Annotated in this window: 10 protein-coding genes; all 10 read left to right on the top strand. The window is 43.6% G+C overall.

Translation table 11 applies throughout. The annotated features are described in order from the left end of the window. The first annotated feature begins 141 nt into the window (after positions 1 to 141). The 10 genes from DIC78_RS01815 to murD all read left to right on the top strand — a co-directional run bounded on the left by DIC78_RS01815 (position 142) and on the right by murD (position 12,999). Positions 142 to 1,038 (top strand): 2-dehydropantoate 2-reductase, encoded by an 897-nt coding sequence (locus DIC78_RS01815; protein WP_106020656.1) that lies wholly within the window; start codon positions 142 to 144, stop codon positions 1,036 to 1,038. A gap of 70 nt (positions 1,039 to 1,108) precedes the next feature. Further along, the gene (gene bshC, locus DIC78_RS01810) at positions 1,109 to 2,728 is read left to right on the top strand and encodes a bacillithiol biosynthesis cysteine-adding enzyme BshC (RefSeq protein WP_127695291.1); all 1,620 of its coding nucleotides are present in this window, start codon (positions 1,109 to 1,111) and stop codon (positions 2,726 to 2,728) included. 125 nt (positions 2,729 to 2,853) lie between these two features. Further along, complete coding sequence (gene mraZ / locus DIC78_RS01805; protein WP_003221402.1) at positions 2,854 to 3,285, top strand: division/cell wall cluster transcriptional repressor MraZ; 432 nt, start codon at positions 2,854 to 2,856, stop codon at positions 3,283 to 3,285. Positions 3,286 to 3,353: 68 nt separating this feature from the next. Beyond that, the gene (rsmH, locus tag DIC78_RS01800; protein WP_044155985.1) at positions 3,354 to 4,289 is read left to right on the top strand and encodes a 16S rRNA (cytosine(1402)-N(4))-methyltransferase RsmH; all 936 of its coding nucleotides are present in this window, start codon (positions 3,354 to 3,356) and stop codon (positions 4,287 to 4,289) included. A 39-nt stretch (positions 4,290 to 4,328) separates the two neighbouring features. Continuing rightward, on the top strand, positions 4,329 to 4,682 hold the full coding sequence (gene ftsL / locus DIC78_RS01795; protein ID WP_003232200.1) for a cell division protein FtsL: 354 nt from the start codon (positions 4,329 to 4,331) through the stop codon (positions 4,680 to 4,682). A gap of 5 nt (positions 4,683 to 4,687) precedes the next feature. Further along, a complete protein-coding gene (pbpB, locus tag DIC78_RS01790) occupies positions 4,688 to 6,832 on the top strand; it encodes a penicillin-binding protein 2B (protein ID WP_434056701.1) in 2,145 nt (714 codons plus the stop codon). A gap of 125 nt (positions 6,833 to 6,957) precedes the next feature. Further along, positions 6,958 to 8,898, top strand: a complete 1,941-nt coding sequence (locus tag DIC78_RS01785; RefSeq protein WP_024121311.1) for a stage V sporulation protein D — start codon at positions 6,958 to 6,960, stop codon at positions 8,896 to 8,898. Positions 8,899 to 9,072: 174 nt separating this feature from the next. Next, on the top strand, positions 9,073 to 10,557 hold the full coding sequence (locus tag DIC78_RS01780) for a UDP-N-acetylmuramoyl-L-alanyl-D-glutamate--2,6-diaminopimelate ligase (protein WP_127695289.1): 1,485 nt from the start codon (positions 9,073 to 9,075) through the stop codon (positions 10,555 to 10,557). A gap of 111 nt (positions 10,558 to 10,668) precedes the next feature. Further along, the gene (gene mraY, locus DIC78_RS01775) at positions 10,669 to 11,643 is read left to right on the top strand and encodes a phospho-N-acetylmuramoyl-pentapeptide-transferase (protein ID WP_024121314.1); all 975 of its coding nucleotides are present in this window, start codon (positions 10,669 to 10,671) and stop codon (positions 11,641 to 11,643) included. Continuing rightward, entirely contained in the window at positions 11,644 to 12,999 is a 1,356-nt protein-coding gene (gene murD / locus DIC78_RS01770) for a UDP-N-acetylmuramoyl-L-alanine--D-glutamate ligase (RefSeq protein WP_127695287.1), read from the top strand. Positions 13,000 to 13,047 lie beyond the last annotated feature (48 nt).

The following is a 13,047-nucleotide window of genomic DNA, read 5'->3' as shown; positions in this document are numbered from 1 at the left end:
GTTCTCTACATATATTGTAAACGCTTTATTTAAAAAATCCAAATATTTAAACTTTAATTTAAGTGTTTTGAAATCTCTGTGAAGTATTTTTTTCATACTTCTGCTATGATAATACGTAAATGTTAAATTGGGTGTGACATCATGAAAATTGGAATTATCGGCGGGGGCTCCGTCGGTCTTTTATGTGCCTATTATTTATCTTTGGATCATGAGGTGACTGTTTTGACAAGGCGGGATGAACAGGCCGCAGCGATTCAATCGGAAGGGATTCAGCTTTATAAAGCCGGAAAAGCGTTCAATGCTCATTGCAGCGCGGGCACAGCTATTGATTCATGTTTTGACCTTCTTGTCGTGACAGTGAAACAGCATCAGCTTCAGACTGTTTTCCCGATGCTTGAACGAATCAAAAAAACAAATATTTTATTTTTGCAAAACGGTATGGACCATATACACGGCCTTAAAGACTGGGGTGCTGACCATTCCGTTTATGTTGGGGTTGTTGAGCACGGTGCTGTAAGGAAATCGGATACAGCCGTTGAACATACAGGCATTGGTGCGATAAAATGGAGCGCGTTCAAGCAAGCTGAACCAGATCTCCTGAACGCGGTGCTTCAGCATAACCATTCCGAATTCCCAATTCGCTATGAGATGGATTGGTATCGCCTGCTGACGGGCAAGCTGATCGTAAACGCCTGCATCAATCCGTTAACTGCGCTTCTGCGTGTGAAAAATGGAGAGCTGTTGACTGTGCCTGCTTATTTTTCTTATATGAAGCTCGTTTTTCAAGAGGCGTGCAGCATTTTGCGGCTGGAAGATGAAGAGGCGGCCTGGGAGCGTGTACGTGCAGTTTGTGAGCAAACGAAAGACAATCGCTCTTCCATGCTGGTCGATGTGGCCGCCGGACGGCAGACGGAGGCTGACGCCATCCTCGGATATTTGCTGAAAGAAGCACAGCTTCAAGGCCGCGACGCTGTTCACCTTGCGTTTTTACATGGCAGCATCAAAGCTTTGGAGCGAAACCCAAACAAAGTCTTTTGAGCTTTTCTGGTAACATGCTATACTCGTTTCGGATAACTAACTATTTATTGGAGAAAGGAAGTTCTAGAAGATGCAGCTAACTGAACTTTCCATCAAAAATCAGAATGTGTTTGTACAGCACTATATAGATGGTAAAGAAGAAATGTCTTCTTTTTTTGATTACAGCATTCATCATAAGGATATGTGGCAAGAAAGACTGAAAGATTTATCCTCGCGGGTTTTCGCAAGAGAGGAATTGACAGCCTATTTATCCTCTTATCACAACAAATTCGGCTCAAGCGCCATGCAGCATTCTATTGAGAAGCTGAAGGATCCGTCAAGTGTTGCTGTTGTCGGCGGACAGCAGGCAGGGCTTTTAACAGGACCGCTTTACACTATACATAAAATCATCTCAATTATTGTTTTAGCAAAGGAAAAGGAAGAACAGCTGCAAGTGCCTGTTGTACCGATCTTTTGGGTTGCCGGAGAAGACCATGATTTGGATGAAATTAATTTTGTCCACACGTTAGAAGAAAGCGGTCCGGTGAAGAAAAAGCTTCCGCAGTCTTACTGGAAAAAGTCATCTGCCGCCAACACACCGCTTGACCAAGAAAAATGCGCCGCATGGATAGACGACGTGTTTGCGGCTTTTGAAGAAACAGACCATACGAACACACTTCTAGAACATGTGAAACGATGTTTAAGGGAATCTGTTACGTTTACTGATTTCTTTGAACAGCTGATTGCGGATCTGTTTCAAGAGGAAGGCTTAGTATTGTTAAATTCCGGAGACCCGGGAATTAAAAAGCTGGAAACCGCCATGTTCCAAAAGATCCTCCGTGACAATGATGAACTTGCACACGCTGTTTCTAAACAGCAGGACTTCATGCGCGGAGCGGGCTACAAGCCGATTATCGAGTCTGGAAAAGAGCAGGCAAATCTGTTTTATGAATATGAAGAGGAACGCTTTTTAATTGAGAAGGACAACGGCCGCTTTGTGATTAAGGAGCTTGATCTGGCATGGTCGATGGATGAACTTTATACGCATATAGAAGAACATCCTGAACGCTTCAGCAATAATGTTGTAACGAGACCGTTAATGCAGGAATTTTTGATTCCTACCTTGGCATTTATCGCGGGCCCCGGTGAAATCAACTATTGGGGTGAGCTCAAACAGGCTTTTGCAGCGATGGGCTTTAAAATGCCTCCTGTTATGCCGAGGCTGAACATCACGATAGTCGAGCGCCATATTGAGAAAAAACTGGTTGAACGAAAGATATCATTACAAGAGGCGATAGAAGGCGGGACGGAAAACCAAAAAGAAAAATACTTTGAACACCAGATTCCAGAAGAGTTTACCGCGGTGATTGAGCAAGCAAAAAACCAGATTGAAGCAATTCATAAAACCGTCCGGCAGGAGGCGCTTAAGGTTGATCAGAGCATGGAGCCTTTGCTCCTGAAGAACGCGGCGTTTATTCAGGACCAGCTTCAGTTTTTAGAGCGTACAGTGACAAAACGAATTGAAGAAAAAGAAGGCTATGTCTTAAGGGATTATGAGAGAATCCAAAATAGCATTAAACCGCTGCTCGCACCGCAAGAGCGAATTTGGAATATCATGTATTATTTAAACAGGTACGGTCCAAAATTCTTCACATCATTCAAGAATCTGCCATTTTCTTTTCAAAATCAACATCAAGTTGTCAAACTTTGAAATAAAGTTTTAAAGAACCCTGAATAGTTCAGGGTTTTTTTTTATGTATAAACAGTGTAAAATGAAGTTGTGGAGAGAAGTGGTGGATAGTGGTGAGTTAAGGAGAGAAAGTGGGGCAAAAGATCATGTTTATGGGTGAATACCAGCATACAATCGATGCGAAAGGCCGCATGATCGTACCCGCTAAATTCAGAGAAGGCCTCGGTGAGCAGTTTGTGCTGACAAGAGGACTTGATCAATGTCTCTTCGGCTACCCTATGCACGAGTGGAAACAGATTGAAGAAAAACTAAAAGCTCTTCCTCTCACAAAAAAAGATGCCCGCGCATTTACCCGTTTTTTCTTTTCAGGTGCGACAGAATGCGAACTGGACAAGCAGGGCAGGGTGAATATCGCATCATCTCTATTGAATTACGCAAAACTGGAAAAAGAATGTGTTGTTATCGGGGTTTCGAATCGAATTGAATTGTGGAGTAAAGTAATTTGGGAACAATACACAGAAGAGCAAGAAGATTCATTCGCTGAAATTGCTGAAAACATGATTGGGTTTGATATATAATGAATCTTCGTGTATAACACTCTAAAAACAATTTCAATTCATCCTGATAAAAGGTGGGACCAACACAAATGTTTCAACACAAGACAGTACTTCTTCGTGAAACCGTTGACGGCCTAAATATTAAACCGGACGGTACATATGTAGACTGCACACTCGGCGGAGCTGGGCACAGTACATATTTATTACAGCAGTTATCAGAGAAAGGGCGTTTAATCGCTTTTGACCAAGATGACACGGCATTACAGCATGCAGAAGAAGCGTTGTCCGATTATCAAGGACAGCTTATTCTGATTAAAAGCAACTTTAGGTATTTAAAAGAATGTTTACATGAACACGGCATTACTGAAGTAGACGGTATTTTATTTGATTTAGGGGTGTCTTCCCCGCAGCTGGATACACCGGAAAGAGGATTCAGTTACCATCATGACGCACCTTTGGACATGAGGATGGACCAGTCGGCCACGCTTACGGCGAAAGAGGTCGTAAATGAGTGGCGCTATGAGGATCTTGTCCGTATTTTCTTTAAATACGGTGAAGAGAAGTTCAGCAAACAGATCGCCAGAAAAATTGAGGAGGCAAGAAGCAAATCTCCTATTCAAACTACGGGCCAACTGGTCGATCTAATAAAAGACGCGATTCCCGCTCCGGCCAGAAGGAGCGGAGGACATCCCGCAAAACGCGTGTTTCAGGCAATCAGAATTGCTGTGAACGATGAACTGAAGGTTTTTGAAGAGGCTTTGGAGCAAGCAATTGACGTGTTAAAGCCGGGGGGCAGGGTATCAGTGATTACCTTCCACTCACTTGAGGACAGAATTTGTAAATCTACGTTTAAAGAGAAGTCGTCACTTCCGGAACTTCCTCCGGGTCTTCCTGTTATACCGGAAGAGTTTGAACCGGAGCTCAAGCTTATCACAAGAAAACCGATCACGGCATCTGAAGAAGAGTTGGCAGAAAACAATCGTGCTCGTTCTGCGAAGCTTCGAATTGCTGAAAAAAGAAAATAACAATACGCGAACGCAAACTTAAAAGGAGGTCATCAGCCTATGAGCAATTTAGCTTATCAACCAGAGAAACAGCAACGGCATGCGATCAGTCCTGAGAAAAAAGTGATTGTCAAGAAAAGGGCTTCCATTACACTCGGAGAAAAGGTGCTTCTCGTCCTCTTCGCTGCGGCAGTGCTGAGCGTATCGCTTTTGATCGTATCGAAGGCATATGCGGCTTACCAAACAAATATAGAGGTGCAAAAGCTTGAAGAGCAAATTTCTTCCGAAAACAAGCAGATTGGTGACCTCGAAAAAAGCGTTGCTGATTTAAGCAAGCCGCAGCGCATTATGGATATTGCGAAAAAGAACGGCTTGAATTTAAAAGATAAAAAAGTGAAAAACATACAGGAATGATTCAAATGCCAAAAAAGAATAAATTTATGAACAGAGGAGCAGCGATTCTAAGTATTTGTTTCGCTCTCTTTTTCTTTGTCATCCTTGGGAGAATGGCATATATTCAAATAACCGGAAAAGCCGACGGTGAAGTGCTTGCGACAAAAGCGACAGAGCAGCATGAAAAGAAACGGACAATCGAAGCGAGCCGGGGCTCCATTTTAGACAGAAATGGAAAAGTGATTGCTGAGGATACAGCTACGTATAAGCTGATCGCTGTTCTTGATGAAAAAATGACAACTGACAAAAAGCATCCGCAGCATGTCCAGAACAAGGAAAAAACAGCGGAAGAACTGTCTAAAGTGATAGATTTGGACAAGGCTGAAATCCTTGATATCTTAAATAAGAAGGGTGCAAAACAAGTTGAGTTCGGATCAGCAGGCCGGGATATTACCTATTCCCAAAAACAGAAAATCGAAAAGCTGAAACTTCCGGGAATTTCATTTTTGCGTGATACAAAGCGGTACTATCCGAACGGCATATTTGCGTCCAACTTAATCGGCTATGCCGAGGTTGACCAAAAAACAAATGAAATTACGGGCGCGATGGGCTTAGAAAAAGTGCTGGATCAGTATTTGAAGGAGCGGGACGGATACGTAACATATGAAAGTGACAAATCCGGCTGGGAGCTCCCGAACAGCAAAAATAAAATTACAGCGCCAAAAAATGGTGACAATGTATATTTAACCATTGATCAGAAAATTCAAACCTTTTTAGAAGACAGTATGACAAAAGTGGCGGAAAAGTATAAACCGAAAAAAGTCATGGCCGCAGTTGTTGATCCGAAAACGGGCAAAGTGTTAGCAATGGGTCAGCGTCCAAGTTTTGACCCGAATACGCGTGATGTGACGAATTACTATAACGATTTGATTTCATATGCGTATGAGCCCGGGTCAACGATGAAGATTTTCACACTCGCTGCTGCCATACAGGAGAATGTGTATAACGGCAATGAAAAGTACAAGTCCGGAACATATATAGTTGGCGGAGAACCTGTAAGGGACCATAATGATGGTGTAGGCTGGGGGCCAACAACATATCATGACGGTGTTGTAAGGTCTTCAAATGTTGCTTTTGCCAAACTGGCTAATGAAAAATTGGGCTATTCCCGGTTTAATGAGTATCTTCATAAGTTCAATTTCTATCAAAAAACAGGCATTGACTTGCCGGGTGAAGCATCAAGTAAAATCAATTTTAAATATGAATTTGACAAAGCATCGACTGCATATGGCCAAGCCTCTGCTGTTACACCAATTCAACAGCTGCAGGCTGCAACTGCGATAGCAAATGACGGTAAAATGATGAAACCCTATGTCATAGACCATATTGTTGACCCTGACAAGAAAAAAACCATTTATCAAAATAAACCTCAGTCCGCCGGTACCCCAATTTCTGCGGATACCGCTAAAAAGGTTCGTAATATTTTAGGTGATGTCGTTACCTCTGATATTGGTACTGGACAGCCATATAAAATTGAAGGTTTTGATGTGGCTGTTAAAACCGGAACAGCGCAAATTGCCGGACAGAACGGTTATCTATCTGGACGCGATAATTACGTATTTTCCGTAATGGGAATGGCGCCTAAAGATGATCCTGAGCTGCTGATCTATGTTGCAGTGCAGCAGCCGCAATTAGAAAATGATGAAACAGGTTCTAATCCAGTATCTGAAATCTTCAACCCAACAATGAAAAACAGTTTGCATTATCTGAACATTGAACCGACTGAAACGTCTGATTCAAATAAGGAAGAAACGAAAGCGCAGGCGATGCCTGACTTAACAGATCAAACTGTAACAGGTGCTCAAAAGAAAGCGAAAGACGAAAACCTCACACCGATTGTGATCGGAAGTGATATTGCAGTAAAAGAGCAATATCCAAAAGCGGGTGAGGAAGTTTTGACCAATCAGAAGATCTTCCTGAAAACGGGGGGCAAAATCAAGATGCCTGATATGACAGGCTGGTCGAGAAGAGAGGTTCTTCAATACGGCGATTTGGCAGGAATTCATATTGAAGTGAGCGGACAAGGTTACGCTGTGAGCCAAAGCGTTAAGAAGGACAAAGAAATAAAAGACGGAACCGTGATCAAGGTGAAGTTTAAGAATCCTGATTAAATAGAAAGAAAGCTTACCCTGTTGGGTGAGCTTTCTTTTTTTATATCTCCAAAGAGGAGCGCCGTTCTACCTGTCCACACGCAGGCATAAAATGAAACAAGCCTAAATAAGGAGTGAACGGTGCCTTGCGCGTCTCGAATGTAACGGTTAGAAAACGTTTATTATTTGTTTTGCTTTTTGGAGTGATCGTATTTCTGATCATTGATACAAGGCTGGGGTATGTTCAGTTTGTCATGGGAGAGAAACTGACTTCTCTGGCGAAGGATTCTTGGAGCCGGAACCTGCCGTTTGAGCCGGAACGGGGAGAGATCCTTGATCGGAACGGCGTTAAGCTTGCCACAAATAAAAGTGCACCGACCGTATTTGTCGTGCCGCGCCAAGTCCAGAATCCGCTGAAAACGAGCAAACAGCTGGCTGCGGTGTTAAATATGTCTGAAGAAAAAGTATATAAGCACGTCACGAAAAAAGCATCGATAGAAAAGATTACGCCAGAAGGGAGAAAAATTTCAAATGAGAAGGCAAAAGAAATCAAAGCGCTCGATTTAAAAGGGGTGTATGTAGCGGAGGATAGTATCCGCCATTATCCGTTCGGCAGCTTTTTATCTCATGTGCTTGGGTTTGCCGGTATTGATAACCAAGGACTTCTTGGGCTTGAAGCCTATTATGATGATGATTTAAAAGGAGAAAAAGGCTCTGTTAAGTTTTATACAGATGCCAAAGGGAAGAAAATGCCCGATGAAGCGGATGACTACACGCCTCCTAAGGATGGACTCGATATGAAGCTGACTGTGGATTCGAAGGTGCAAACCATAATGGAACGAGAGCTTGATAATGCTGAAGCTAAATATCATCCAGACGGTATGATTGCAGTCGCAATGAATCCGAAAAACGGAGAAATACTTGGAATGGCAAGCAGACCTGACTTTGATCCGGCTGATTACCAATCTGTTGACCCGTCCGTTTACAATCGGAATCTCCCTGTATGGAGCACATACGAGCCGGGTTCTACCTTTAAGATTATTACACTTGCGGCGGCTCTGGAGGAGCAGAAAGTCAACCTGAAACGTGACCAATTTTATGATAAAGGGCATGCAGAAGTAGACGGAGCAAGACTGCGCTGTTGGAAAAGGGGCGGCCACGGGCTGCAAACGTACCTTGAAGTTGTGCAAAACTCCTGTAACCCCGGCTTCGTTGAATTGGGCGAGAGATTGGGCAAAGAAAAGCTATTCAAATATATAAAAGGCTTTGGATTTGGCCAAAAAACCGGGATTGACCTGCAGGGGGAAGGAACAGGGATTTTATTTCCGCTTGACAGAGTAGGCCCGGTTGAGCAAGCGACAACCGCCTTCGGACAGGGAGTATCCGTCACGCCGATTCAGCAGGTTGCAGCCGTTTCTGCCGCTGTTAACGGCGGCACGCTCTACACACCTTATATAGCAAAAGAGTGGCTTGATCCGGTCACCAAAAAAACTGTCAAAAAACAATCGCCAATCGCCAAGAAACAAGTCATTTCTAAGGAAACATCAAAACAAATCCGCTATGCTTTAGAAAGCGTCGTTGCAGAAGGCACCGGACGCAATGCGTTTGTCGAAGGCTATCGTGTCGGCGGAAAAACAGGAACAGCGCAAAAGGTTAAAGATGGAAAATACCTCGAAAACAACCATATTGTATCATTTATCGGTTTCGCACCGGCTGACGACCCGAGTCTTGTCGTCTATGTCGCGGTGGATAACCCGAAAGGCACGATTCAGTTTGGCGGAACCGTTGCAGCGCCTATTGTGGGAAGTATTATGAGAGACAGCCTGCCGGAGCTTGGTGTTAAGCCTAGGAAAAATCAAATCGAAAAAAAATACCAATGGAACGACACAAAAACAATAGAAGTTCCGAATGTTGTAGGGATGTCTGTCTCAGATCTTGAGTCACTCTTGGTGAATCTGAATATAGATGCTTCCGGGAAAGGAAGCAAAATCGTCAAACAATCACCAGCTGCAGGAACAAAAGTAAAAGAGGGCTCTAAGATACGTGTTTATTTGACTGAAGAAGATGAAAAGGAGGCAGCCGATTGATTCGGGCTGCCTATTATTTTATTGCAGAAAAATGCTGATATCTTTCAAGATTAGCTGGATGTATCCTTTTTTTTACGCTAAAATATGAACTGTATGCTTAAAAGTCATTATCACATCATTTGATGTGACTTCAATGATAAAAAGAACGAATAGAATGTTGAGAGGTTTGATACGATGAAACTTACAAAGCTGCTTACATACTTAACAACCGAACCTTCTGTAAATGACTCACAAGACCCTGAAATAACTTCAATTGAGATGGACTCCAGGGAAGTAAAGAAAGGGAGTCTTTTTGTATGTGTAAAAGGGTATACGGTAGATGGCCATGATTTTGCGCAAAAAGCAGTTGAAAACGGCGCAGCGGCTATTGTGGCTGAAAAGGAGCTCGATGTGGATGTGCCTGTCATCATTGTCCGGCAGTCACTGCGGGCGCTCAGCGTTTTGTCTGATGCGTTTTACGGACAGCCGACAAAGAAACTGCAGCTGATCGGAATAACGGGCACAAACGGAAAAACATCAACGACCCATATGGTTGATGAGATTCTCAAAAAAGCGGGGAAACGAACAGGCTTAATCGGCACGATGTACATTAAAATCGATGACGAAACACTTCCTGTTAAAAACACGACACCGGAAAGCGTCACGTTGCAGCAAACATTTAAAAAAATGAATGACAAGCATGTCGACACGGCCATCATGGAGGTTTCTTCTCACGCTTTGTCACTGGGACGGGTTCACGGCTGTGATTATGACATTGCCGTGTTTACGAACTTAACACAGGATCATCTTGACTATCACAAAACGATGGAGGAGTACCGACAGGCAAAAAGCCTGCTGTTTTCTCAGCTTGGCGGGGCATTCAACCATGAAAATCCAAAACGGGCTGTTTTAAACGCGGATGATGAGGCAAGCGCTTATTTTGAAAAGGTCACTGCGGCACATATTTCTACATATGGAATTAAAAACAATGCTGATGTAATGGCGAAAGATATCAAAACCACTGCACAGGGCACGAGTTTTGAACTGGTGACGAACAAAGGCACTAAGCACATCACGATGTCGCTCGTTGGACAGTTTAACGTGTATAACGTCCTTGCTGCTGTTGCGACATGTATTGCGGCAGGCATTCCGTTTGAAACCATTACAGAAGCTGTGGAAGAATTGCATGGCGTAAGAGGCCGTTTTGAACTGGTTAATCAGCAGCAGGAATTTCCGGTTATTGTTGATTACGCGCATACGCCGGACAGCCTTGAAAACGTGCTGAAGACATGCAAAGACATGGCGGAAGGAAAGCTTTTTGTTGTTGTCGGCTGCGGCGGAGACAGAGATAAGACGAAACGCCCGAAAATGGCGAAAATCGCTGTTGAGCTGGCTGACGAACCGATTTTCACGTCAGATAATCCAAGAAGCGAAGATCCGCGTGCCATTTTAAGAGATATGGAAGCAGGGGTAGAGAACGAATACTACCACAGCATTGCAAATCGCGAGCAGGCGATCTTCTTTGCCATTGCCAACGCCAAAAAAGGCGACGTTGTCCTCATTGCCGGGAAAGGTCATGAAACCTATCAGCAGATTGGGAACGAAACCTTTGACTTTGACGATGCTGAAGTGGCAGCAAGAGCGATTGTCGAACTGAATAAAAATAAGACGAATTCATAGGAAAGAGATGTTATTGAATGATGGGGCTTGAAAAGATTTTTCATATGGAAAAAAATCATGAATATGATAACTACGTATGTCGTTTGAAAGAAACAGGAGGAGAAAAGGACAATGCTTGAGCAAGTCATTCTGTTTACAATTTTAATGGGTTTTTTAATCAGTGTTCTGCTCTCTCCGATTCTTATTCCGTTTTTAAGAAGATTAAAATTCGGCCAGAGTATTAGAGAAGAGGGACCGAAATCACACCAGAAAAAATCAGGGACACCGACAATGGGCGGAGTCATGATCATACTGTCTATCATTGTGACAACAATTGTGATGACACAGAAGTTTTCAGAAATAAGTCCGGAAATGTTCCTGCTGCTGTTTGTCACGATCGGTTATGGTTTACTCGGCTTTTTGGATGATTACATCAAAGTCGTAATGAAACGAAATCTCGGTCTGACGTCAAAGCAAAAACTGATCGGACAAATTATCATCGCAATTGTGTTTTATGCGGTGTATCATTACTACAATTTTGCGACGGATATCCGCATTCCTGGGACTGATCTGTCATTTGATCTTGGATGGGCTTACTTTATCCTTGTGCTATTTATGCTTGTCGGCGGATCAAACGCCGTCAACCTGACTGACGGTCTTGACGGTTTATTATCAGGGACGGCAGCTATTGCTTTTGGCGCCTTTGCCATCCTGGCTTGGAATCAATCCCAATATGATGTTGCTATTTTCTCAGTCGCGGTTGTCGGAGCGGTGCTGGGCTTCCTGGTATTCAATGCGCATCCAGCCAAAGTGTTTATGGGAGATACAGGATCACTTGCATTGGGAGGAGCAATCGTCACCATTGCCATTTTAACGAAATTAGAAATCCTGCTGGTCATTATCGGCGGTGTATTCGTCATTGAGACATTATCCGTTATTCTGCAGGTCATCAGCTTTAAAACGACAGGTAAACGAATCTTTAAAATGAGTCCGCTTCACCACCATTATGAGCTTGTCGGGTGGTCTGAATGGAGAGTTGTTGTAACATTTTGGGCTGCGGGACTTTTGCTTGCCGTATTAGGAATTTACATCGAGGTGTGGTTATAAGTGGAAAACGATCTATTTTTTCAAAATCAGCATTTTTTAGTCCTTGGGCTCGCGAAAAGCGGGTTTGCGGCGGCGTCTATTCTTCATGAAAAAGGTGTTTATGTTACAGTCAACGACCAAAAGCCTTTTGATGAGAACGAACCAGCCCAGAAACTTTCTGAAAAAGGGGTCGAAGTTGTCTGCGGAGAGCACCCTGTTTCTCTGTTCGATCAGCATCAGATTACTGTACTGATCAAAAACCCGGGAATTCCATATGAAAATATTATGGTTCAGGAAGCAGAAAAAAGAGGCATCCCGATTTGGACAGAAATTGAGCTTGCCTACCATCTGACTAATGCCAAATTTATCGGGATTACCGGATCGAATGGAAAAACGACAACGACAACGCTGATTTATGAAATGCTGAAGGCAGACTCTCAAAAGGCGCTGATCGCCGGAAACATCGGTACAGTCGCAAGTGAGGTTGCCTATCACGCTGATGGAGATGAATGGATCGTAACGGAACTTTCGTCATTTCAGCTGATGGGAACGCACGACTTCAGGCCTGAAATCAGCCTGATTTTAAACGTGTTTGATGCCCATCTGGATTATCATCATACGAGAGAAAACTATGAAAAAGCCAAACAGAAAGTGTATCTGCATCAGAAAGCTTCAGATAAAGCAATTGTCAATCAGGATGATGAAACAGTCGTCCGCCTGGCTGAAGCCGGAGAAGCCGGAATTGTTCCTTTTTCAGTACGCAAACAGCTTGAACACGGCGCTTATGTAAAAGACGGCATGATTATGTACAGCGGCGAAGCTATTCTTCCTCTGGAAGAGGTTGTGCTGCCAGGTGCGCATAATCTGGAGAACATTTTAGCCGCGATTGCGGCAGTGAAAACGGCTGGAGCGTCCAACGAGGCCATCAAAAAAGTGCTGACAAGCTTTACCGGCGTCAAGCACCGTCTCCAGTATGTCACAACGGTGAAGAACCGTAAGTTTTATAATGACAGCAAAGCAACAAACGTTTTGGCGACAAGCAAGGCGCTTTCGGCTTTTGAAAAACCTGTCATCCTGCTTGCAGGCGGACTGGATCGCGGAAACGGCTTTGATGACTTAAAGCCTTACATGAAGCATGTCAAAGCGGTGCTTACATTCGGACAGACAGCACCGAAACTTGAACAGCTCGGAAATGAGCTGGGAATACAACATGTCAAACGTGTCGATAATGTTGAACAAGCAGTATCTGCGGCGTTTGCGCTCTCAAATGAAGGAGATGTCATTCTGCTTTCACCTGCGTGTGCGAGCTGGGATCAATTCAAAACATTTGAAGAACGCGGTGACATGTTTATAGACGCCGTGCATATGCTTAAGTAAGGGCTTGTCTTGGAGAAATCGGCAGCCCTAATGACTTTAAGCTTGGGG

Source organism: Bacillus halotolerans (assembly GCF_004006435.1).
In the GTDB taxonomy this organism is placed as follows: Bacteria; Bacillota; Bacilli; order Bacillales; family Bacillaceae; genus Bacillus; species Bacillus halotolerans.
The sequence above is the reverse complement of the archived record's forward strand: the minus strand, read 5'-3'. Positions and strand labels throughout refer to the sequence as shown.

Coding starts and splice junctions, on each gene's coding strand:
- pbpB (WP_434056701.1), top strand. CDS start 4,688: ATGCCAAAAAAGAATAAATTTATGAACAGAGGAGCAGCGATTCTAAGT.
- mraZ (WP_003221402.1), top strand. CDS start 2,854: ATGTTTATGGGTGAATACCAGCATACAATCGATGCGAAAGGCCGCATG.
- ftsL (WP_003232200.1), top strand. CDS start 4,329: ATGAGCAATTTAGCTTATCAACCAGAGAAACAGCAACGGCATGCGATC.
- mraY (WP_024121314.1), top strand. CDS start 10,669: ATGCTTGAGCAAGTCATTCTGTTTACAATTTTAATGGGTTTTTTAATC.
- rsmH (WP_044155985.1), top strand. CDS start 3,354: ATGTTTCAACACAAGACAGTACTTCTTCGTGAAACCGTTGACGGCCTA.
- DIC78_RS01780 (WP_127695289.1), top strand. CDS start 9,073: ATGAAACTTACAAAGCTGCTTACATACTTAACAACCGAACCTTCTGTA.
- bshC (WP_127695291.1), top strand. CDS start 1,109: ATGCAGCTAACTGAACTTTCCATCAAAAATCAGAATGTGTTTGTACAG.
- DIC78_RS01815 (WP_106020656.1), top strand. CDS start 142: ATGAAAATTGGAATTATCGGCGGGGGCTCCGTCGGTCTTTTATGTGCC.